The 22,523-nt window shown below is 72.5% G+C and carries 17 protein-coding genes, 1 tRNA gene and 1 pseudogene; 12 read left to right on the top strand and 7 right to left on the bottom strand.

What is annotated here, in order from left to right; all coding sequences use genetic code 11:
* Positions 1-888: 888 nt before the first annotated feature.
* A pseudogene (locus ABZY31_RS05485) lies at positions 889-1,608 on the top strand (IclR family transcriptional regulator C-terminal domain-containing protein); the annotation flags it as partial.
* A gap of 402 nt (positions 1,609-2,010) precedes the next feature.
* Complete coding sequence (locus ABZY31_RS05480) at positions 2,011-2,724, top strand: hypothetical protein (protein ID WP_356405085.1); 714 nt, start codon at positions 2,011-2,013, stop codon at positions 2,722-2,724.
* 55 nt (positions 2,725-2,779) lie between these two features.
* Here the strand turns inward: ABZY31_RS05480 and ABZY31_RS05475 are convergent, their stop codons facing one another.
* The 4 genes from ABZY31_RS05475 to ABZY31_RS05460 form a co-directional block, all read right to left on the bottom strand.
* A complete protein-coding gene (locus ABZY31_RS05475; protein WP_356405083.1) occupies positions 2,780-3,799 on the bottom strand; it encodes an alpha/beta hydrolase-fold protein in 1,020 nt (339 codons plus the stop codon).
* 65 nt (positions 3,800-3,864) lie between these two features.
* Positions 3,865-6,330, bottom strand: a complete 2,466-nt coding sequence (locus ABZY31_RS05470) for a penicillin acylase family protein (protein ID WP_356405081.1) — start codon at positions 6,328-6,330, stop codon at positions 3,865-3,867.
* A 359-nt stretch (positions 6,331-6,689) separates the two neighbouring features.
* Positions 6,690-7,049: a hypothetical protein gene (locus ABZY31_RS05465; protein WP_356405079.1), complete on the bottom strand. Its 360-nt coding sequence runs from the start codon at positions 7,047-7,049 to the stop codon at positions 6,690-6,692.
* A gap of 14 nt (positions 7,050-7,063) precedes the next feature.
* On the bottom strand, positions 7,064-8,320 hold the full coding sequence (locus ABZY31_RS05460) for a helix-turn-helix domain-containing protein (protein WP_356405077.1): 1,257 nt from the start codon (positions 8,318-8,320) through the stop codon (positions 7,064-7,066).
* A gap of 425 nt (positions 8,321-8,745) precedes the next feature.
* Between ABZY31_RS05460 and ABZY31_RS05455 the strand changes: the two genes are divergently transcribed.
* From ABZY31_RS05455 to ABZY31_RS05435, 5 genes are all read left to right on the top strand, one after another.
* Complete coding sequence (locus tag ABZY31_RS05455) at positions 8,746-8,868, top strand: hypothetical protein (RefSeq protein ID WP_356405075.1); 123 nt, start codon at positions 8,746-8,748, stop codon at positions 8,866-8,868.
* A gap of 77 nt (positions 8,869-8,945) precedes the next feature.
* The gene (locus tag ABZY31_RS05450) at positions 8,946-9,083 is read left to right on the top strand and encodes a hypothetical protein (protein WP_165289379.1); all 138 of its coding nucleotides are present in this window, start codon (positions 8,946-8,948) and stop codon (positions 9,081-9,083) included.
* Positions 9,084-9,097: 14 nt separating this feature from the next.
* On the top strand, positions 9,098-10,285 hold the full coding sequence (locus ABZY31_RS05445) for a cupin domain-containing protein (RefSeq protein ID WP_356405073.1): 1,188 nt from the start codon (positions 9,098-9,100) through the stop codon (positions 10,283-10,285).
* Positions 10,282-11,187, top strand: a complete 906-nt coding sequence (locus ABZY31_RS05440) for an aldo/keto reductase (protein ID WP_356405071.1) — start codon at positions 10,282-10,284, stop codon at positions 11,185-11,187. Before ABZY31_RS05445 ends, ABZY31_RS05440 begins: the two co-directional genes overlap by 4 nt.
* Before the next feature lie 184 nt (positions 11,188-11,371).
* Positions 11,372-12,022 (top strand): hypothetical protein, encoded by a 651-nt coding sequence (locus ABZY31_RS05435; RefSeq protein WP_356405070.1) that lies wholly within the window; start codon positions 11,372-11,374, stop codon positions 12,020-12,022.
* A 271-nt stretch (positions 12,023-12,293) separates the two neighbouring features.
* On the opposite strand, the gene ABZY31_RS05430 is transcribed toward ABZY31_RS05435, so the two are convergent.
* Both ABZY31_RS05430 and ABZY31_RS05425 read right to left on the bottom strand, forming a co-directional pair.
* A tRNA-Leu gene (locus tag ABZY31_RS05430) sits at positions 12,294-12,381 on the bottom strand.
* Positions 12,382-12,571: 190 nt separating this feature from the next.
* The gene (locus ABZY31_RS05425) at positions 12,572-13,513 is read right to left on the bottom strand and encodes a beta-ketoacyl-ACP synthase III (protein WP_356405068.1); all 942 of its coding nucleotides are present in this window, start codon (positions 13,511-13,513) and stop codon (positions 12,572-12,574) included.
* A 231-nt stretch (positions 13,514-13,744) separates the two neighbouring features.
* On the opposite strand from ABZY31_RS05425, the gene fdhD reads away from it, so the two are divergent.
* Positions 13,745-14,590, top strand: a complete 846-nt coding sequence (gene fdhD / locus ABZY31_RS05420; RefSeq protein ID WP_356405066.1) for a formate dehydrogenase accessory sulfurtransferase FdhD — start codon at positions 13,745-13,747, stop codon at positions 14,588-14,590.
* Here the strand turns inward: fdhD and ABZY31_RS05415 are convergent.
* A complete protein-coding gene (locus tag ABZY31_RS05415; RefSeq protein WP_356405064.1) occupies positions 14,587-15,003 on the bottom strand; it encodes a (2Fe-2S) ferredoxin domain-containing protein in 417 nt (138 codons plus the stop codon). The genes fdhD and ABZY31_RS05415 overlap by 4 nt on opposite strands.
* Before the next feature lie 618 nt (positions 15,004-15,621).
* Here ABZY31_RS05415 and ABZY31_RS05410 point away from each other — a divergent pair.
* The 4 genes from ABZY31_RS05410 (at position 15,622) to ABZY31_RS05395 (ending at position 22,371) form a co-directional block, all read left to right on the top strand.
* Positions 15,622-17,436, top strand: coding sequence for an AMP-binding protein (locus tag ABZY31_RS05410; protein WP_356405295.1), 1,815 nt, complete (start codon positions 15,622-15,624; stop codon positions 17,434-17,436).
* A 123-nt stretch (positions 17,437-17,559) separates the two neighbouring features.
* Entirely contained in the window at positions 17,560-18,834 is a 1,275-nt protein-coding gene (locus ABZY31_RS05405) for an ABC transporter substrate-binding protein (protein ID WP_356405062.1), read from the top strand.
* Positions 18,835-18,844: 10 nt separating this feature from the next.
* Entirely contained in the window at positions 18,845-21,556 is a 2,712-nt protein-coding gene (locus ABZY31_RS05400) for an ATP-binding cassette domain-containing protein (RefSeq protein ID WP_356405060.1), read from the top strand.
* Positions 21,553-22,371 carry an ABC transporter ATP-binding protein gene (locus ABZY31_RS05395; RefSeq protein ID WP_356405058.1) on the top strand — a complete coding sequence of 273 codons (819 nt, stop codon included), beginning with the start codon at positions 21,553-21,555 and terminating at the stop codon, positions 22,369-22,371. Before ABZY31_RS05400 ends, ABZY31_RS05395 begins: the two co-directional genes overlap by 4 nt.
* Positions 22,372-22,523: the final 152 nt, after the last annotated feature.

The raw sequence follows: 22,523 nt of genomic DNA, 5'->3' as shown, positions 1-22,523 counted from the left end.
GCGGGCCCGAGGGACGGCGGGAACGGCGGTCCCGCCCGCACCCTGGCCCACTTCCTGGCCCGGGCCCGGGTCCCGGACCGCTACCCGCACTACGACCTGGGCGCGGCCGAGACCCGGCTGCTGCTGCGCACCCGCGCGGCCGCCGCCGGGGCCGCCGCCGCCCGCGCCCGTCCGGGACCGCCCGGCTGGAGCGATCCGGCCCGCGACCGGCCCGTGGAGGCCGAGCAGGCCCGCCGCGACCTCAAAGCGGTCAGCCTGGCCGTGGTCTGCGGGCCCGAAGCCGCCGCGCGGCTGCGCGCGTTCGCCGCCGGCCGGTGCGGTGATCCGCCCGGCGCTCTGGTCTTCGCCTGTCTGCTGCACCTCGCCGGGCTGCGCGACGGCGCTCGGTTCTGGTGGCAGTTCGCGGCCGGTTCCGGCGCCGCGCACACCGAAGCCGCCGCCTACTGCCTCTTCCTCGACCACTCCCGGCGCGGCGAACACGAGGACGCGCGGTTCTGGGCCGCCGACCTCGCCCGCCTCGGCTACCTCCCCGGGGGGCCGCGCGACCTGCGCGAGATCCGGCTGTGCGCACAGGCCCGGGTCCTGCGGTACGTGGACCAGCTGGAGGACATCGATCTGGGTCCGGTGCCGCTGCCCCGGCCCGGGCTGGCCGAGGTGCTCCCCGCGTTCCTGCCCACCGCCCCGGCCCGCGAGCCGGACGGCCCCCCGGGCCCGGAGGCCGGCCGGGGGGGCCGGGGGCCGGATGCCGGGGGGCGGGTCCCCCCGGGGACGGGCCGCGCGGAGGGCCGGCCGGAAGCCGCCCGGGCCGCCCCTTCCGTCACCTCCGCCCCTTCCGCCCCGCGCCGGGGTACGCGTCCCCGCGCGGCCGATGCCGACACCACCGGGGCACTGGCCGCGGCGCGGCGCGCGCTGGCCGTCGTGGGCGCCATCGAGCGGCACCCCCTGGGGGTCGGCGCCGCCCGGATCGGACGGGAGACGGGGCTGGCCGAGGCGGAACTCCGCCCGGTGCTGGCCATGCTGTGCGAGGAGGAGTACGCGAACCGCCCGGCGGCGGGGGTCTTCGGGCGCGGTCCCGCGCTGGACCGTCTCGGCGCCCCCGGCGGCCACGGGCTCGCCGCCCAGCTCCAGCACACCCTGGCGCTGGCCCGGGACAGCGCGGGCGCCGCCTTCTACCTCAGCCGGTACGCCGGGGGCGAGGTCCGGATCACCCAGATGGCGGACGGGCCCGGCACCCCGCCCGTCGAGGAATGGATCGACTTCCGCGCGGCCGCCCACGCCAGCGCGGTCGGCAAATGCCTGCTCACCCAGCTCGGTCCGGACGACCGGGCCGACCACGTGGCGCGGCACCGGCCCGCCCGGCTCACCGCGCGCACCATCACCGACTGCCGGGTCCTCTTCCACACCCTGGACGCGCTGGCCCCGGGCGAGCCGGTGTTCGACCTGCGCGAGTACTCCCCCGGCGTGGTCTGCTCGGCGGTGCCGCTCGGAGCCGGCGGTACGGCGAGCAGCCTGGCGCTGTCCCTGCCCGTGGCGCACGCCGACCGCCTCGGCGTCGCCACCGACACCCTGCGCCGCAAAGCCGTACCGGTCCTGCTCGCCCTGCTGCTGACCGGCGCGCTCCCCCCGGTCGACGCGGCCCCTCCGGCCGGCCCGCCGACCGCCGAACAGACCCTGCGCCACCTGCGCGGCGCCTTCCGTACCCGGCACACCCGCGCCGCCGGCGCCGCGGCGTCCCGGGGGCCGCACCTGGTCAGCGATCCGGCCGCCGAGGCGGCGTACCTCTTCGACGCGGCGCCCGGACCCGAGGAGCGGGGCCGCCCGGTCCTCGCCCTCCCCCGCACCTTCGCCCCGCTGCCCCCGCTCGGGACCGGCGGCGGCCTGGTCGTCCTGCACACCTGAACGGCCCGCGCCCCACGTGCCGGTGTCAATTGCCCTGTTCCCCCGGCCTGTTGTGCAAACCAGCGGATAGTGTTCCCGCGACGTCAGTACGGATGCCGAGGGGGCAGCAGCATGACCATCAGCTTCGGGGGAACCTTCTTGTCCGACGCGATCTGGATGCTCGCGCACGCGCAGCTCACCGCGGTGGACCGGGCGGCGGTCCCGGAGGACGCGCGGTGGAAGCTGTGGGAGGAACCGGACGGGGACACCCTGGTGTCCGTCCAGGACGGCCTCGCCACGCCCCTTCTCATGAAGCTGGGGAACGTACCGGACACGCAGGTGGTGGTGTACGGATCCTTCGGCAGCAAGCCCGGCGGCGGCACCTGCCTGTCGGGCTTCACGGCGTCCGGCACCGAAGAGGACCTGACCCACGCCACGGCCGACGAGGTGCGCGCCTGGCGCGAGACGCACCCCACCGGACGCTTCGCCATCAAGGTCAAGGTCACGGCGGACGCCGAACTGGACTGGCCCGGCTGCCTGGTGGAGATCCTGGTCCACGAACTGGCCGCCCACGCCGAGCCCTTCGCGGACTTCCTGCTCGCCGAGGACTTCGTCCGCGGCAGCGGTGACCTGGAGTCGGAGGCGGAGCAGCACCGGCGGCTACACACCGGCAACCCGCGCTACCGGCTCCTCGGCGCGTGCTACCTGGAGCAGTTCCCGGAGGAGGGGAACGGGCCCGAGTTCTGCGCCCGCATGCTGATGGACACCCAGGCGGAACCGACCCTGCCCCCCGGCCTCTGGCTCACGGCGGCGCGCCTGACCGCCCGGCCGGAGGAGACCGCCTGACGCGGCGGAGGCGACGTCCCGGGCCGGCGCGCGAGGGCGCCGGCCCGGTCGGCGGTCAGGCGGCGAACGCCGTTTCCAGCCGGGGGATCAGGTCCCGCAGGTCCTGCTCCCAACAGCCCGCGTTGTGGCCGCCGTTGCACTGACTGCCCCAAGCGGAGCCGTCACCGTAGTCGACGTAGTAGTAGGGCATGTGCAGGGCGTCCATGCTGTCCTTGACGTGCTGGGAGGCGCTCTCCACCCAGAACTCCGGGTCGGTCACGTCACCGCGCCCGTTGCCGACGTAGAGGGAGACTCCGACGCCCGCGAGCTTGTTCATGTGGGCCGCCGGATCGACCTCGTTGAACCGCCAGTCGGCGTTGAACACCGGGTAGGGCGAGCCGAACACGGCGTCGCTGTCGACGCTGGGCTGGTAGGCGACCAGGGACCCGACCACGGCCATCCGCAGGTCCATGGACCTGACCGACAGGTCGACGTCGCCGGACAGGGACGCCGTCTGGGCGAACAGGTCGGGGCGGACCTGGGCGTAGTGCAGCGCCCCGAACCCGCCCATGGAGATGCCCGCGACGGCCCTGGCCTTCTTGGCGGCGATGGTGCGCAGGTTGGCGTCGATGAACGGGATCACCTGCTTGAGGTGGAAGTTCTCCCAGTTCTGGGCTCCGGCCGCGGTCTTCTGGTTGAGCCAGTTGGCGTACCAACCCCGGGGCCCGCCGTCCGGGATCACGGTGATCATCTGGTTCGAGGTGGTGAGCGCCGGATAGTTCTGCTGGATCGGGTCGTCGGGCGAACCGTGCAGGAAGTACAGCACCGGGTAGCGCCTGCCCGGATCGTCGTGGTAACCGCTCGGCAGGATGATCTTTATGTGGTGCTTGCCCGCCACCTCGGGCGTGGTCACGGTGATGTAGAAGTTGGTGGCGCCGCCCACCGGCGCGTCGACCTGGGTCAGGCCGAAGCCGTCCGTCATGACCGGCGGCGCGGTCCCGTCGGCGGCCCGCGCCGCACCCGCCGGCACGGCCAGGGCCACGATCGCGGCCATCAGGGCCACCACCGCGCGCCATCGGCTCGAAGTCCTCGTCACAGCATGCTCCTTCGGTGTCTCGATCAATCAATGGACATGTCGGTGAATCATGCGGCCGGGCGGTTTCAGTCCAGGACCTTGACCTCCAGAACCGGAGAGGCCGCGATGTCGTTCTCGGTGTAGCGCTCGGTCACCCACTGGCCCGCCGAGAAGAGCCTGGTCTGGTCGGCGTAGTGGGCCGAGTTGGGGTTCGCCGACTGCGAGTAGGCCAGTACCGAGGAGGTCTGCGGCGGGCCGTCGGCCGTGAACCGCACCTGCTGGACGAAGCTCGACCCGAAGGTGATGTCGAACTTGCCGTCGACCAGGCCCGGGGTGACCACGTTCAGAACCCCCAGCTCGCTCATCGAGCCGTGGACCGGGATCTTCTCGCCGTTGCGCGTGACCTTCTGGACGTCCGCCAGCCGGGCGTTCAGCGGCACGCCCGCGGTGCGCAGCGAGAGCACCGCGCGGGCGAGCGCGTCGCGGACCGCCGAGTTGCCGGAATCCAGCGAATTCGGGGTGTGCACGGGGTCGTTGGCGTCGAACGGGACGCGCCACGGAAGTTTCTCGATCGCCTGACCGCCGAGCAGGCGGACCCAGTAGTTCTCGAACAGCCACGATCCCCTGCTGTTCGCCGTGAAGTCGTGGTCCTGCCAGGCGGCCAGCACCGGACAGGCCTCGCTCACGTTGACCAGGTTGCCGTCCACCAGGACGAGCCCGAAGGATGCGCCCTGGCAGGCCGCGACGGTGGCATTGAGGGCCAGGTCGGCGGCCCGGCTGTTGTCGGTGAACAGCAACTGCCGCATGTTCTGCGGTGTGAAGCCCCTGCCCGGGAGGCCGTCGTTGCCGTTGATCCGGTTCTGCGCGGTCAGGATCAGCTCCTGGGTGCGCAGCGACCGGGGCGCCGTGGTGTCGCCCATCACGCGGGGGAAGGACAGCGGCTGGGCCGGATTGGCAAGCCAGGCACTGTCGTTGGCGTTCCCGACGAAGTCGGACCGGATCAGGCGGGGCTGTTTGTGGGGGTCCAGCAGCCCGGGCGCCACGGCGTTCGGGTCGGCGGGCCAGTCGCACGCGCTGCGCTTGCCGTCGAGGACGGAGACCGGCGGTACGTTCGGCAGCCGCAGCGTCTGGTCGAACAGCAGTTGGCCGGTCAGCGTGAGGCACGACCGGGCGTGCGCGTCGGTGATGTTCGGGGTGGCCTGGATGTCCGCGTACAGGGCGTTGCCCTTGCGGTCGGTCGCGATGGTGTTGAAGAAGGGGACGCCCTGGGTGCTCTCCAGGGTGTGCACCACGTCGTCGACGTCCTTGGCCTGGTCGAGGTGGAACCAGGTGTTGAGCGCGCGCAGGTTGTCCATGTTGACGTCGCGCACCGCGTGCGCGCTGACCACCCAGGGCAGCGGGGTGCCGAGGACGGAGGTGGTGATCGGGCCGTAACGGGTGGCCCACAGCGTTCTGGTGACCCTGCCGACGGTGCCGTCCGCCTTCCGTACGTCGACGCCGACCTGCTGCGAGGTCATCTGCTGCCAGGCGCCGTCGACGAGGTACCTGGTCGGGTTCAGCGGGTCCACCTGCACGTCGAACAAGCCGAACGGCGCGACCGTGGCGACGGTGTGGGTCCAGGCGACGTCGTCGTTGTGCCCGATGTTCACGGCGGGGAAGCCGAGCAGGCTGGCCCCGGAGACGTTGGCCTTCCCGGGGATCGTCAACTGGCTCTGCCACATCCGGTTCTTGCCCTGCCAGGGGAAGTGCGGATTGGCGAGGAGCATGCCGGTGCCCCCGGACACGCCCTGCGAACCGACCGCGAGCGCGTTGCTCCCCATGCCCTGCTGCCGGCCGGCGGCCATCGCGTCGCGGATCCTCTTCGCGGTCTCCTCGGGCGAGGGGGCCGCCTGGGCCGGCGCCGCCGACGCGCCGGGGGGCGCCGCGTTCACCTCGCCCTCCAGCAGCGCGTCGGCGGTGCCCATGATGATCTCGGCGTGCGCGTGCCGGTAGACGTCCAGCTCGGTGATCGGCCGCACCCAGGCCGCGCCGCGGCAGGCGGGGTCGGAGATGTTGTTCACGCCCGTCTCGGCCAGGTACCTGTTGTACCCCCGGACGTAGCCGCGGATGGCGTCCTTGACCTCGGGTTCCGGCCCGTCGGGGGCGGGCAGGCCGATCAGCCGCTCCACGACCCGGTCGTCGTTCATCCGCTGGAAGTACAGGTCGCTGTTGAGGTTGTTGGTGGTGTTCTGGTGCTCGCCGGGGCTGGTCCTGCCGTCGGGCCCCAGATAGCGCGACCGCTGGGCGTTGACCATGAGATAGGTGTCGGCGAGGGTGCAGATGTTGTCCTTGGCCACCGCGTACCCGTAGCCCGTGCCCAGCCCCGCCCAGTCGGAGGCGATGATGTGCGGGATGCCGTACTCGGTGTAGCGGATCGTCGGCTTGTCCGCCCCCGCCGCCCCGCCGCCGCCGGCCGGCGCCCCCACGGCCGCCATCGTGCCCATCACCGCCACCGCGACCACGACCGCCACGGGCAGCCGCGCCCTGATTGCCCTGATGCTCCTGAGCCCCATCGAACCGTCCTCCCCCGCCGTGCGAGCCCTGTCCGAACTCGACCACGCTAAGGAGCCCCGATGAAATCCCGATGACACCGCCACGGACGGCCCGCCGGCAGGGGCGCGGGCGGCACCGGGAACGCAAAAGAACCCCACCGGAGTGGGGTTCCTGCTGGTGTCCGAGGGGGGACTTGAACTCACCACTCGGGCGCCAGCCTATAGGCGCTCTGACCTGCGTGAATACCTGTCGGGGCAGGGGTTCGGCAGTCCTGCTGTTTCTGTCTTTTCCTGCTGTTTCAGGCCGTCTCAGGACGCTGTTGGTCACCCGTTGGTCATGTGCCCAACCTGGCCAGGGGCGGGCGATCTCGCCCGCTCGATCAGGCCTTCTCAATGGCCTCGAAGATGTCGGCGTCGGTCTCCTGCTGCCACTTCGGCAGGTCGGGCCAGTCGGCCACGTAACCCGGCTTGGGGTCCTCGAAGTGCTTGAACATCTGGGCGATCCAGCACGTCGCGACGAACCGGCTCTTCTGCTGGCGGGACAGCCTTGATGCGTGTCCGCCGCTGATCTCGATGAACTGCCGGACCTGGGCGTAGACCGAGCTTGCCGCCTCGCGCTCCCACTGCGGGGTGTCGTCCCAAGGCGTCACGTACCCGGCTTTCGGCTCCCCGGGGAAGTGCTGGTGCACTCCCGCGATCCAGGCTTCCCGGAACACTCGTGCACCATCGGTCTGCGACATGCCAACCCCTCTCGTCATGGCGTGCTGAGCGCGGCGATCTCCGCCCCCAGCTCCGCTACGCGGTGGTCCCTGCTCAGGGGGCCGAACTCGTCGCACAGGGCCTGGAGTCTACGGGCGACGTATCCGGAGGATGAGGCTTGGGCCAGGAGGAGGGCTTCCCGGCCGTACACGACGACGTGTTCGGGGTCGCGCCGCTTGGCGCCGATGGCGGCGAGATCGGTCAGGACGGCGCCGCGCCGCCGGTAGGACTGCCCGGATGCAAGGGCGGTCTGCTCCAGTGCCCACTGCAACGCTTCCTCCGCCAGGTCGAGCCGTCCGAGCTGGACGTAGCGGGCTCCCCGTTCCTCGGCCAGCCGCGTCCCGTCGAACCGCAGCCACCCGCCGTTGGTGCTGCCCGCGCTCAGGCCCATGACGTGCTCCGCCTGGTCCAAGGCGCGCTCGCATGCGGTGAGGTCGCCCAGGCCGGCGTACGCCTCTGCCTGGACGGCGGCGACCCAGTGCCGTGTGGCGAGGTTACTGTCACCTCGCCCGGCCAGCCGCTCGGCGGCTCCCAGGACCTGTGCCGCCTGCCGGTAGCGCTGCTCCGACATGTCCACGTAGGCGTGCCGGACGAGCGCGCACGCCCACAGGTCGTAGGCTCCGGCGTCCCTGCTGACGGATGCTGCAAGGGCGTAGGAGGCGGCCGCGTCCGTGTACCGGTTCGCGTCGAAGGCAACTTCCCCGGCCAGTTGGAAGAGGTCGGCTGCTGCGCTCAGGAGCGGGCGGGAGTTGCCCCGGGTGTCGACCGCGAGAGCTTCGTTGAGGGTGGTCAGTTGGTCGCGGACGACGGGGTAGACGGACCCCTTGGAGCGGGCCAGTTGGTAGACCTGCCACAGGTGCCCGTTCATCCGCGCGAAGTCGCCCGGTGCGCCCCTGAGGACCCCGTCGGAGAGGGCTTCCGCCTCGTCCAGCGGCAAGGCGGTCAGCGCCCCGCTGACGGTGAGGATGCGGAGGAATTCGCGGCGGATCACTTCGTCTGGGTCTCCCGCACTCGGGTGGTCACTGGGCTGCTGGCATCTGGTCGTCCGGCTTACGGCTCGTGGCTGTGTCAGAAGGGCGTCCAGCTCTTGAAGGCTCACTTCGAGGGCGGCTGCCAAGCCTGGCCGCTGAGGCGGCTGCGGTGCGACCCTGCCGCTCTCCCAGCGTCCGACCGTTGTGCGGTCCACGCCAAGTAACTCGGCCAATTTCTCCTGACTGTAACCCAGGGTCTTGCGCCGTTCCGCCAGTCCCATGACGCCCCTCTTCCCGTGACCTGAACCCACGGCATTCCCGTGCACGGATGTGCATCAAGAGTGCCGCATTGATGCCGTGGAGGGCTCGGACTCCCCGCGCTTTCCTTGGTGTTGTCGCAAACGGGCACGGGGGCAAACCTTCGGAAAGGTGCGGACATGGCAACGGAGAACGGCATGGCGCGCGATGGTTTCGGTTCCGCCCAGTATCAGGGCCTCGGAGCTGACCGCCGCGTTCTCATGATCCTTCGGGTTTCCCGCGACTCGGGTCGCACCTGGCAGCAGAGCACCAGCGTCCAGGAGGGTGACGCCTTCGTCATCCTGTCCGACCCAGGGCGATACCCGCCCTGCGGGTGCGCCCGCTGCACGGGCCATCAGTCACTGTCCGCCACGTCGCTCCGCCCGGCTGACATCGAGCCGAGGACGGCGTGAGGTCTGGCTTACGGAACTGGGTGCTGCGCCGCTTCGGCCGGTACGCAGGCCCGCTCTACCTGGCCGTGGTCCTCGGCGGCTCGGCCGTGTTCCTCGCCGGAGCCCTTGCGACGCGGTAGCTGCCTCGAAGGCTGCTGCCCTCCCATTCCTCCCGCCGGATTCCCGGCGGGTGTTCCCGAGTAGAGAGGTAAGTCCGATGGTGGAAGAGAACACCGGTTCGGCGGCCCCCGAGGGGGGCGGCCTGCTCGTCGCGAAGCGGAAGATCGTCGCCGCGCGCACCCGCGCCGAGCAGGAGTCCGACGTCAGTAGCGGCCGTTCCGATGGCAACGACTAGCGGGGCTGCCCACGATGCTTGATGCAGCCTCGTGGGCGGGGCGTCTGGGCGGGGACACGTTCCTCGCCCAGACGTACCACCGCTCCTACGCGCACTTCCCCGGCACCGCCGCCACGGCGGGCCTGTTCTCCTGGGACGACCTCAACCGGATCATCGCCACACAGCGACTGGAGCCGCCCCGGCTGCGCCTGTCGGCCGACGGCGAGATGGTCCCCCTTCACCGCTACGCGATCCCGACCACGAACCGCCGCGCGGTCACCTGGTCCCGCATCCAGCCGGCCGACTTCCATGCCCAGCTCAAGGACGGTGCGTCGCTGGTCCTCGATGCGGTCGAGAAGATCCACCCGGCGGTGGGTGCGGCTGCCGAAGGTCTCGAACGGTTCCTCGGTACGTCCGTGCAGGCCAACGCGTACGCGTCCTGGACCGATCGGGAGGGCTTCGGCCTGCACTGGGACGACCACGATGTCGTGGTGGTGCAGGTTCACGGCTCGAAGCGGTGGCGCTTGTTCGGCTCCACACGCGAGGCTCCGACCTTCCGGGACGTGGAGTCGCCAGAGACGCCCGAGGGCGACCCCGTGGCGGACATCGTTCTCGCCCCTGGTGATGTGCTCTACCTGCCGCGCGGTTGGTGGCACGCAGTCACGGCCGACCAGGGGACGGAGTCGCTGCACCTGACGTTCGGCATGGTCCCGCACACGGGCGCGGACCTCATGCTCTGGGTCGTGGATCAGCTCCGGTCGCCCCTCGCGCTGCGCAGGGACATCCCGCGGTTCGCCTCACTGAGTGAGCACTCCGACTTCATCGCCGCGCTACGCGGTGAGGTGCTGAACGAGCTGGCCGATCCCCGGTTGGTGAAGCGGTGGGCGGAGTCCATCGACACGACCGATTTGGGGCACGCGATTCCCTCGCTGCCCTACGTGGACGGGCTGCCCGCACGGCCGGAAATCACGGTCAGGCTGACCGCCCCTCGGGGCCGTCTGACGGCGAACCCCGCCCACAGCACGGTCACGTTCTCGGCGGCCGGTACCGCCTGGGACTTCGCCGAGTCGGCCGCGACCGTCCTCGGCACGCTGCTGGCCGGTCAGCCGACCACGCTTGGCGAGATGGCCCACTCCTCCGGACTGGAGATCAAGGACGTGGCCGACCTGGTCTCCGCCCTCATCGAGGGCCATGCCGTCGCGGTCGTGGGGACCGCACTGTGACCGCCGCTCTCTCCTTGGGGACATACCGTGTGCGTGCCGTCAGTCAGGCGGCACGCACCGCCCTGGCTGCCGGTAGCCCCTGGGTAGACACAGCACCCAACTACGCCCACGGTCGGGCGCATGAGGAGCTGCGCCCGGTTCTCGGGGAGTACCCGAGCGCGCGGGTAGCTACGAAGACGGGGTTCTTCACGGAAGAGCAAGGCCGCACCGCCCTGGCTGAGAGCGCGCTCACCCGGGAAGAGACGGCCGGCCGACACAGCCTCGAACCGGGCTTCGTTCGCTGGCAGACGGAGCGTTCGTTGGGCTCACTCGGCCGCGTGGACCTGGTGTTCGTGCACAACCCCGAGCACCACGGGAACGGCCTTGACCGTGCCGCTCTGCACTGGCGTATACGAGAAGCCTTCACGGCGTTGGAAGAGTTCGCCCATGCGGGCAGGATCGGCGGGTACGGCGTCGCCACCTGGACGGGCCTGACCTCTGAAGCGTTCACGGTGCCCGAGTTGCTTGCGCTCGCCGGACAGGCGGCGGGTTCCGCTGAGCACCACTTCACGGCGTTGCAGATGCCCGTCAGTCTGATCATGGACGACCTGATCAGGCAGGCACTCGACGGCGGCGGATCGCTGGTGCAGGCGAAGGACGCGGGGCTGATCGCGTTCGGCTCCGCCCCTCTGCACGGCGGCGAACTGCTGGATGCCATGACACCCGAATTGGTGGACTTCATCCGCCCCGGCCTATCGGCTGCAGCCGCTGCCCTGCTGGCTGCCGGATCGTGCCCGGGCCTCGATGTCGTCCTGACGTCCGCGAGCACCCGCGAACACTGGGACGATGCGGCGAAGGCTCTGGCCGCGCCCCTGACGGCCCAGGAACTGAGGAGGGTGACCGATGAACTCGCCGCCGAGTGAGGACGTACAGACCCTGATGGAGGCTGCCCACGACAGGGCGGCGAAGGCGCTGGGTCTCGCGTGCACTGGTCCACTGGCCTGCGGGTTCCAAGGTGCCACCCTCGGACGGCAGGCAGGGGACCGGTGGCTACGGGTAGGCCGGACCGCCAAGAGAAACGCGGGCAGGAAGCAGGGGGAGGGCATCGTGGGGGCCTCCCTGCTGGTGCCCGACGCGGTCCCGCGCCCACACCTGTACGAGGTGCACGACTGGACTGACGGCGAGTGGGCCTTCGAGGCCGAAGTCCTCGACTACGTGACGCACCCCGTCGTGTCCCCGGATCGGGCCGACCTGGACCACGACCCTGGCTTGCCTGCCGAGTGGTGGGCAGACCTGCGCCGAGCCCTGGCCCTGCTCGCTGGGGTGGAGGGAGTGAAGGTCACTGTGCGGGACGGATGGATCGAACGCGCCTTCCCCCAGTTCCTCGGCATCCCGGCCCCTGCCAGGGTCGAGCGGGTGACCGGTCACGGTGACCTGCACTGGGGCAACGTCACGACCACGCCGTTGACCCTGCTGGACTGGGAGCGATGGGGCCTGGTGCCTTACGGATACGACGCGGGCCTCCTCCATGCCAACAGCCTGCTCGTTCCCGACGTGGCGGACCGTATCCGTCTGGAGTTCGCTTCGGTCCTGGACTCCCCAGCCGGCCGAGTCGGGGAGCTGGCGGCCCTGGCGGAGATGCTGCAAGCCGTGGCCCGTGGCTGGTACCCGGACCTGGCCCCGCGCCTACTCGCTCGCGCGAAATCACTCACGGGCGTTCGGCCACCGGTCCCGGTGCACTCGGAGGTCAGCGCCTGACCGGCCCGTGCAGATCTCATCTTCCCAGCCGCTGTCTGCATACGGAGTGCCTCAGCGGAAGAAATGCTGGTCGGTGGCCCGGCCCTGACATCATCGTGGTGGATTGCAGCAGCCGGGCAATGCCTACCAGTACGCAGGCTCACGAAGGATGGTGACGACAACGGCCTGTCATCCCTGGTCTGACCTGGCGGTTCTCTGGGCTGTTGGTCACGTGGTTGGTCACACCGCAGCCTAGAAAAGCAAAGAACCCCACGTGAAGTGGGGTCTCAGCTGGTGTCCGAGGGGGGACTTGAACCCCCACGCCCGATAAAGGGCACTAGCACCTCAAGCTAGCGCGTCTGCCATTCCGCCACCCGGACCAGGTGGTCGGCCCCGGTTTCCCGCGGCGACATGGACAACAATAGCAAAGGTTCGGAGTGCTCCTCACCCGCATAAACGGTGGTCAGCAGCCTGCCGGGGCGGCGCGCGGTCCCGGGGTGCGGGCGGGCGCGCCGCCGGTCGGCGTGCGCCTGCGGGTGGTGAGGGCGGGGCGCGGGGCCGCGGCGCGGCTCACGGGCAGCGGATGACCTGGCCCGCGTACGAGAGGTTGCCGCCGAAGCCGAAGAGCAGGACGGGGGCGCCCGAGGGGATCTCGCCGCGCTCGACCAGCTTGGAGAGGGCCATCGGGATGCTGCCGGCCGAGGTGTTGCCGGAGTCGACGACATCGCGCGCGACGACCGCGTTGACGGCGCCGATCTTGGCGGCGAGGGGTTCGATGATCCGCAGGTTGGCCTGGTGCAGGACGACCCCGGCGAGGTCCTCGGGGGTGATCCCGGCACGCTCGCACGCCTTGCGGGCGAGCGGCGGCAGCTGGGTGGTGGCCCAGCGGTAGACGGACTGGCCCTCCTGGGCGAAGACCGGCGGGGTGCCCTCGATGCGGACGGCGTGGCCCATCTCCGGGACCGAGCCCCACAGGACGGGCCCGATGCCGGGCTCCTCGCAGGCCTCGACGACCGCGGCGCCCGCGCCGTCGCCGGTCAGCACGCAGGTGGTGCGGTCGGTCCAGTCGGTGATCTCGGTCATCTTGTCGGCGCCGATGACGAGCGCGCGGGTCGCGGAGCCTGCGCGGATCGCGTGGTCGGCGGTGGCCAGGGCGTGCGTGAAGCCCGAGCAGACGACGTTGATGTCCATGAGGGCCGGATGGGCGCCCATGCCGAGCTTGGCGGCGACGCGGGCCGCCATGTTGGGCGAGCGGTCGATCGCGGTCGAGGTGGCCACGAGGACGAGGTCGATGTCGTCGGGGGTCAGCCCCGCGCTCGCCAGTGCCTTGCCCGCGGCCTGGAAGGCCAGCTCGTCCACGGGCTCGTCGGGGCCCGCCATCCGGCGGGTCTTGATCCCCACCCGGGAGCGGATCCACTCGTCGTTCGTGTCGACCATGACCGCGAGGTCCTCGTTGGTGATCACTTTCGCGGGCTGGTAGTGCCCCAGAGCCACCACGCGTGAACCGGTCATGGGCAGGATCCCCCTCGTACGGCAGTCAGGATGACCCAGCTTTGCCTGCTACTGACCGGTACGGGTGCGCGTGACCCGACAGGATTCCTGCGGTGGAATTTGGAGATTCCAGAGGATCTTCCTGCGGAGCACCGGTATGGAGCGATACGCGAGAATGAACCTGACAGGCCCGGAGCGGGTCCGTACGGGCCGGCGGACCGGCACGACGAGAGAACGGGTGGGCTGATCGCCATGGGACGGGTCACCGAGCGTCGCCGCGTCGTCCGGATCCGGGACGGTGTGGCCGGGACGCGCCCGGACACGCTGGTCGCCGAGGAGCCGCTGGAGATCCGGCTGAACGGAAAGCCGCTGGCCATCACCATGCGCACCCCGGGCGACGACTTCGCGCTGGCGGCCGGATTCCTCGTGAGCGAGGGGGTACTCGCCCACGCCGAGGACATCCGCGCGGTCACTTACTGTGACGGTCAGACCGAGGACGGCAGCAACACCTACAACATCGTCAACGTGCAGCTCGCGGCCGGAGTTCCGGTCCCGGACATCACGCTGGAGCGGAACGTCTACACGACGTCCTCGTGCGGCCTCTGCGGCAAGGCCAGCCTGGACGCGGTCCGCACGGCGAGCCGCTTCCCCGGGATCGCCGCCGACCCCGTACGCATACCGGCCGGCCTGCTCGGGGAGCTGCCGGACCGGCTGCGCGCCGCACAGAAGGTGTTCGACCGCACCGGCGGGCTGCACGCGGCCGGGCTGTTCACGGCGGAGGGCGAGCTGGTGGACGTACGGGAGGACGTGGGCCGCCACAACGCGGTGGACAAGATCGTCGGGCGGGCCCTGCGCGCGGGGCGGCTGCCCCTGGCCGGGGCGGTCCTGCTGGTGTCGGGGCGGGCGTCCTTCGAGCTGGCGCAGAAGGCGGTGATGGCGGGGATCCCGGTGCTGGCCGCGGTCTCCGCGCCGTCCTCGCTGGCCGTGGACCTGGCGGTCGAGTCGGGGCTCACCCTCGTCGGCTTCCTGCGCGGCCCGAACATGAACGTCTACGCGGGCGAGGAGCGGATCCTGCTGCCCGCGCGGGACACCGTTTAGAGCCTGCGGCCGCGGCGGGTCTTCTTCGGGGCCGGGGGCTCGATGCGGTGCAGGTCGAGGGCGTCCGGCGGGAGGGCCACGCCGGGGCCGCCCGCCAGGGCCCAGTCGACGATGTCGTCGGTGGCCGTGTCGTCCATGACCCAGCCGAACCAGGCGGCGCGGGCCCCCTTGCGGCGGGCCGCGGTCGCGGGCTGGACGACGATCACGTTGGCCTGGGCGCAGGGGCCGAGGCAGTCGACGGTACGGACGGCCAGGCGGCCCCCCGACTCCTCGGCGGCCGCGCGCAGCCGGGCCAGTTGGCCGGCGTGGTCGGTCCCGGGGTTCTTGCGCGGGTCGCCGCAGCAGCAGCCCCGGCACACCACCAGGGTGCAGGGGCGTTCGGCATGGGCGGAGTGGGGGCGTATCCAGGTCACCGACGCACGTTACCGGGCGCCGGGCGCGGGGTGTTGGGCCGAGTGCGAGACCTCCACCACACGCCCGGCGGGGAGTTCGGGGTCCGGGTCGGCCGCGCGGCGGCGGGCGAGCACCGCGCACACCAGCAACTGCACGGGCGCGCGGGCCGGACAGGCGGGCTCGCTGCCGCGGGCGGGCCGGACAGGCGGGCTCGCTGCCGCGGGCGGGCCGGACAGGCGGCTCGCTGCCTCGGGCCGCCCGCGGAGGCGCGGCCGCGGCCGACCCGGGGCGCTGCCGCGGGCGGCCCGCAGCGCGTCCCGCAGCGCGAAATCCGCGCGGCCCGGGCCGCCGGATCCGCGACCGCCCCGCCCCCCGCCCCGCCCGCGCCGCGGCTCCGCGGGCCGCGCCACCCGCACCGGGCCGCGCCCCCTTCGCGTGCGCGGGCGGCGCAGGTCTCGTGGAGATTCGCCGGAGGTCTCCCCCGCGGGACCGTTCGCGGCCCGGTGCTCCGCGCTGACCAGTGATGATGGCGGCGGAACTGATCTTCCGGTCCCCTCCCGCCGGGACCCCCGGGTGGGGTACCGTCACCGGCGCTGTACGGAGCGGAGTCGTGCCGAGAGGAGCCGGCTGTGCGCGAGATGACCGTCCCACCCGTCGTGACGGAAGCGCCCGTCGGGGGCCTGGCCGACACCGTCTTCCAGTACGCCCTCCAGGACCCGGACCGGATGGTGCTCGGCCGCAAGATCCGCGGGGTCTGGCACGACGTCACCTCGGCCCAGCTGTGCGCCGAGGTGCTCGCCCTGGCGAAGGGGCTGCTGGCGCAGGGGATCCGGTTCGGTGACCGGGTCGGCATCATGGCGCGGACCCGGTACGAGTGGACGCTGTTCGACTTCGCGCTGTGGGCGGTCGGCGCGCAGCCGGTGCCCGTCTACCCGACGGCCGCCGCCGACCAGGCGTACTGGATCCTCTTCGACTCCGGCTGCACGGCCGTGGTGGTCGAGGACGAGAACCAGGCGATGACCGTCGGCTCGGTGATCGAGGGGCTACCGCAACTGGGCCGGCTGTGGCAGCTGGACGCGGGCGCCTTGGAGCAGCTCGTCGCGGACGGCCGGAGCGTGTCGGACGACGTCGTGCACCGCCACCGGAGCGCGGTGACCCCCGACGCGGTGGCCACGGTCATCTACACCTCGGGCACCACCGGCCGCCCCAAGGGCTGCGTACTGACCCACGCCAACTTCATGTACGAGGCGGACACGCTGGCGACCCGGTGGGAGTCGGTGTTCCGGGCGGGGTCGGGCGAGTCGGCCTCCACGCTCCTCTTCCTCCCGCTCGCGCACGTCTTCGGGCGGATGGTCGAGGTGGCGGCGATCCGCTCCCGGGTCAAGCTCGGGCACCAGCCGGTGCTGGCGGCGGCGGAGCTGATGCCCGATCTGGCGGCGTTCCGGCCGACGTTCGTGCTGGGCGTGCCGCACGTCTTCGAGAAGGTGTTCGCGGCGGCCCGGCGCAAGGCGGAGGCCGAGGGGCGTACGGGCCCCTTCGACCGGGCGGTGGAGACGGCGGTGCGGTACGCCGAGGCGCGCGAGCAGCAGGCCTTCGGCACCGGTCCCGGCCCGTCGGCGGCGCTGCGGATGGAGCACCAGTTCTTCGACAGGCTGGTCTACGGCAAGGTGCGCGAGGCGCTCGGGGGCCGGATCCGGTACGCGATGTCGGGTGGTTCGGCGATGTCGCGGCGCCTCGGGCTGTTCTTCGACGGCGCCGGGGTCACGGTGTACGAGGGGTACGGGCTGACCGAGTCCTGCGCGGCGGCGACCGCGAATCCGCCGGGGGCGACGAAGTACGGGACGGTGGGCCGTCCGATCCCGGGGACCTCGGTGCACATCGCGGACGACGGCGAGGTGTGGCTGAGCGGGGCGCACGTCTTCTCGGGCTACCTCAACGACCCGCCGGCGAGCGGCGCGGTGCTGCGCGGGGGTTGGCTGGCGACCGGGGACCTGGGGCGGCTCGACGCGGACGGCTACCTGACGATCACCGGGCGCAAGAAGGAGATCCTGGTGACCTCCAACGGGAAGTCGGTGTCGCCGACCGCGCTGGAGGAGCGGGTGCGCTCGCACCCGCTGGTGTCGCAGTGCGTGCTGGTGGGCAATGACCGCCCGTTCATCGCCGCGTTGCTGACCCTGGACATGGAGGGGGTGGCGCACTGGCTGGCGATGCGCGGCCGCCCGCAGCTGCCCGCGGCGGACCTGACGCGGGACGAGGACCTCGCCGCGGAGGTCCGGCGCGCGGTGGTGACCGCCAACACCCGTGTGTCGCAGGCCGAGTCGATCCGTGCCTTCCGGGTGCTGCCCGACCAGTTCACCGAGGAGCGGGGGCTGCTGACGCCCTCGCTCAAGCTGAAGCGGCGGGCGATCGAGGCGGCGTACGAGCGGGAGGTCTCCGCGCTCTACCAGGGCTGACGACCGGCCGCGACGCGACCCGTCCATCAAACTGACGGTTCGTCACTTTACTCGTCATTGATATTGACGCCTCGTCAGCTCACGCACAGAATGCGGAGATTCCGACCGGAGGGGACTCCATTCATGCTGCGTCCGATCCGCACCCTCGCCCTCGCCGCGGCGGCCCTCGCCCTCGCCTCCGCCTGCAACTCCGCGGCCGGCGCCAACGGTTCGTCCTCCGGTACGGGCGCGGGCGCGACCGGCGGGAGCGTCCGCGGGGTGAGCGGCACCTCCATCAAGGTCGGCGGCATCGTCTCGATGACCAGCGCCGGCGGCTACAGCAAGAAGGACACCGACCTCGGGGCGAAGGCCCGCTACCTGCGCGCCAACGCCGAAGGCGGGGTCAACGGCCGGAAGATCGACTACACCGGTGCGCAGGACGACGGCCAGGACCCCGCCAAGAACCTGGCGGCCGCCCGCAAGCTGGTCCAGCAGGACAAGGTCTTCGCGGTGTCCCCGATGAGTTCGGTGACCTTCTCCGGCGCCGACTTCCTCCAGCAGCAGCGGGTGCCCACCTTCGGCTGGGGCACCACGCCCGCCTTCTGCGGACCCACCTACATCTACGGCTTCAACGGCTGCCTGGTCCCCACCCCCGGCGGCACCCTCAACCAGACCTGGCCCGAGGGCATCGGGCAGGTGCTGGGCGGGGCGAAGGGCAAGTCCGTCGCCGTCATCGCCAACGACAGCGACGCGGGAAAGTTCGGCGTGCGGACCTTCTCCCAGGGCTTCGCGAGCGCCGGGTTCACCGTCTCCTACGCCAAGGCGAGCGTGCCCGCCACCGCCGTGCCGAGCGACTGGTCGGCGTACGTGAAGGACCTGCTCTCCTCGAACGGCGGCGCAGCGCCCGACGCCGTCGTCTCGGTCATGCAGACCCCCAACAACATCGGCCTGTTCACCGCCCTCAAGCGCGCCGGTTACCGGGGGCTGCTGTCCGATCCGACCGACTACGACCCGGGGCTGCTCGCCAAGGACGCGACCAGGCAGGCCCTGGACGGGGTGTACGTCCTGCTGCAGTTCCAGCCCTTCGAGTCGGCGGACGCGAAGATGGCGCAGTTCAAGGCGGACATCAAGGCCGCCTCGGACGGTCGCGAAGTCCCGCTCAACATGCACATGTTGACCGGCTACATGTCGGCGGACCTCTTCCTCTCGATCGCCCGCAAGGCGGGCCGCGAGCTGACCGCGGAGTCCTTCCAGGCGGCCGCGCAGGGCTTCTCCGACACCGGGACGCTGGTCGGTGACCGGGCGGAGCCGCTGGGGCAGAAGAACAGCTTCGGCTGCGGGGCGCTCGTACGGCTGCGGAACGGGGCGTACGAGGTCGCCGTCCCGTTCACCTGCCTCGAGCCCGTCCCCTTCACCTAGGGGCGACGGCATGGTCGATCTGCTCGTCTTCGTACTGAGCGGTCTGGTCTCCGGCGCCCTCTACGCGCTGCTGGCCACCGGGCTGGTGCTGTCGTACTCGGCCTCCGGACTCTTCAACTTCGCGCACGGGGCCACCGCCTACCTGTGCGCGCTCACCTTCTACGAGCTGCACTCGGGCCTGGGCTGGCCGGCCGTCCCCGCGGCCCTGCTCGTCGTGCTCGTGCTCGCCCCCGGCCTCGGCTGGGGCCTCGACCGGCTGATGTTCCGGCGCCTGGCCCGGATCGGTGAGAGCGCACAGATCGTCGCCACCATCGGACTGCTGGTCGCGCTGCCGGCCGCCGGTCTGTGGGTGGTGGACCTGCTGGCGGACGCGGGCGCCGACGTCCTGCCCGCGGAGAACCAGTTCGGGCTGCCGGGCGTGGGGCCGAGCCCCGCCCGCTCCTGGGAGCCCCTCGACGGGGTCGGCGTCGACTCCGACCAGCTGATCACCTGGGTGGTGACGGCCGTGGTGGCGGTGGCCCTGTGGGTGCTGATGAGGCGCACCCGGCTCGGGCTGCGGCTGCGGGCGTCCGTGGACAACCGCTCGCTCACCGAGCTGCGCGGGATCAGCGCCGACCGGCTCTCCTCCATCGCGTGGATGATCGCCTCGGCGCTGGCGGGGCTGGCCGGGGTACTGGCCACTCCCCTGCTCGGGCTGTCCGCGCACGACTTCACCCTGTTCCTCTTCGTGTCGGCGACGGCGGCGGTGCTGGGGCGGTTCGTCTCGGTCCCGCTCGCCTTCGCGGGCGGGCTCGGCCTCGGCGTCCTGCAGAACCTGGTCGCCGGGTACGCCTCCTTCACCGAGCGGATCACCGGGTTCCGTACCGCCGTACCGTTCCTGATCCTCTTCGCCGGACTGCTCGTCCTGACCCGGCGGGCCCGGACCGCCGGGACGGCCGCCGCCGACGCACCGCCGCCCGACCACCTCGCGGGCGCCCCGTGGCGGCGGCGCTGGGGGCCCTGGGCGGCGGCCGCGGCACTGCTGTGCACGGCCCTGTACACCGTGACCACGCCGTTCTGGAGCGGGCTGATCGCGCAGGGCCTGGCGATCGCGCTGGTGTTCATGTCCTTCACCGTGCTCACCGGCCTCGGCTCGATGGTCTCACTGGCCCAGGCCACCTTCGTGACGGGCGCGGCGCTGGTCGCGGGGCTGCTGATGAGCCACGGGTGGCCCTTCGCCGCCGCGCTCGCCGCCGGCACCTGCGCCGCCGCCGTCCTCGGCGCGCTGGTGGCGCTGCCCGCGCTGCGGCTCGGCGGGCGCTCGCTGGCGCTGGCCACGCTCGCGCTGGCGTTCCTGGCGGACCAGGTCCTCTTCCAGCTGCCGTGGCTGCGCAACGGCGACGCCGGGTGGTCCCTGCCTCGTCCCGCGGCCGGGCCGGTGGACCTCTCCGACGACCGGGCGATGGGCGTGGCCCTGGTGGTGCTGGTGGCGCTGGTCGCGGCCGGGCTGAGCGCGCTGCGCGGCTCCCCGTCGGGGCGGGCGATGCTCGCCGTACGCTCCGCCCCCGCGGCGGCCGTGGCGTCGGGGGTGTCGGTCCTGCGCACGAAGCTGCTGCTGTTCACGCTGTCGGCGGGACTGGCCGGCTTCGGGGGCGTGCTCTACGCCTCCTACAACACCCGGATCACGGCGACCGACTTCACCGCGCTGACCGGGCTGGTGTGGCTGGCCGTGGTCGTCGCCGCCGGTGTGCGCAGGCCGCAGTACGCGGTGGTCGCGGGGCTCGTCTTCGCGGTGGCGCCGCGGGTGCTGGCGGACTACGTGACCGCCTCGGCCCACCTGCCGGTGATCCTGTTCGGGCTGGCGGGCGTGGCCCTGGCCAACGACCCGGACGGTTACTGCGCGGCGCTCCCGACCCGGCTGGCCCGGCGGCGGACCGCGGCTCGGGCCGCGGCCGGGGCCACGGCCGCGGCCGGGGCGGTCCCTGCGCAGGCCCCGGAGAAGGGCCCCGCCCCCGACACCGCCGCCCTCCGCACGCCGGCCGGCGCCGAGGGAGCCGTCCTGGAGCTGCGCGGGGTGCGCGCCGGGTACGACGGGGGCACCGTGCTGCTCGGGGTGGACCTCACCGTCCGGCGCGGGGAGATCCTGGCCGTGCTCGGGCCCAACGGCGCCGGGAAGAGCACCGCCTGCAAGGTGGCCGCCGGGCTCCTCGGTGCCGCGGCCGGGAGCGTGTACGTCGACGGGCGGGACGCGACCCGGGACGGGCCCGTACGCCGCTCCCGCGCCGGGGTGCTGCTCGCGCCGGAGGGGCGCGGCATCTTCCCCTCGCTCACCGTCGAGGAGAACCTGGCCGTGTACCTCCCCGAGGCCCCCGCCCGGGAGGCCGTGTACGCGCGCTTTCCCCGGCTGCGAGAGCGCCGGGGCCTGGCCGCCGGGTCCCTGTCCGGCGGGGAGCAGCAGATGCTCGCCCTCGCCCCGCTGCTCCAGCGCCCGCCGCGGGTGCTGATCGCGGACGAGCCCTCGCTGGGGCTGGCGCCGCGGGTGGTGGAGGAGGTGTACGGCCTGCTCGCCGAGTTGCGCGACGCGGGGACCGCGCTGCTGCTGGTGGAGGAGAAGGCCGCCGGGATCCTCGGCGTCGCCGACACCGTCGCCTGCCTGTCCCAGGGCCGGGTCTCCTGGTGCGGACCGCGCGCCGAGGTGGAGGCGGACCGGCTCACCGAGGCCTACCTGGGGATCGGCTCATGACGCGGACCGCGGAAGGGGGCCCGGCCGGCAGCGCGGCGGCGCAGGCGGGCCCGTACGTCCTGGAGGCCCGGGAGATCTCCGTGCGGTTCGGCGGGGTCCGGGCGCTGGACGGGGTGTCCCTCGGCGTCCGGGCGGGCGAGGTGTGCGGGCTGATCGGGCCGAACGGGGCGGGCAAGACCACCCTGTTCGACGTCCTGTCGGGCATCCGGCGGCCCGACGGCGGCCGGATGCTGCTCGACGGCGTGGACGTCACGCGCCGCTCCGCCGTGTGGCGGGCCCGGCACGGGATGCGCCGCACCTTCCAGCGCCGGCAGCTGTTCGGGCAGCTCAGCGTGGCCGACAACCTGCTGGTGGCCCAGGAGTGGCGGGGCGGGGGCGGGGGCCTCGCCGCGGACCTGGTCGGCTCGCCGACCCGGCGGCGCCGGGAGCGCGAGCGCAGGGCCCGGGCGGAGCGGGTGCTGGCGGACTGCGGGCTGGGGGCGCTCGGAGCGGCGTACCCGGGCGGCCTGCCGGTGGGGAGCGCCCGGATGGTGGAACTGGCCCGGGCGGTCGCCGATCCGCCCCGGGTACTGCTGCTGGACGAGCCGGCTTCGGGGATGCCGGCGCCCGAGCGGGAGCAGCTGGCCGCGGTGGTGCGGCGGCTCGCGTCGGAGGAGGGGTGCGCGGTGCTGCTGGTCGAGCACGACGTGGCGTTCGTGATGGAGCTGTGCGCCCGCGTGGTGGTGCTGGACCTCGGAACGGTACTGGCCGAGGGCACGCCGGCGCGGGTGCGGGCGGACCCGCTGGTCCGGGAGGCGTACCTGGGCGGCGCGTGAGGGGGGCGGCCGCGGGTAGGGGGAATAGAGCGCCAGGATGGCCGGTTGTCGCCGGTCGTACGGCCCCCCGGGGCCGTGGCGCCGGCGTGCCCCCGCACGCAACGGCGCCCCACCGCACGGAACAGCACCGTACTGAACAGCACCGCACCGAG

This window comes from Streptomyces sp. NPDC006529, from assembly GCF_040611795.1.
In the GTDB taxonomy this organism is placed as follows: Bacteria; Actinomycetota; Actinomycetes; order Streptomycetales; family Streptomycetaceae; genus Streptomyces.
The sequence above is the reverse complement of the archived record's forward strand: the minus strand, read 5'-3'. Positions and strand labels throughout refer to the sequence as shown.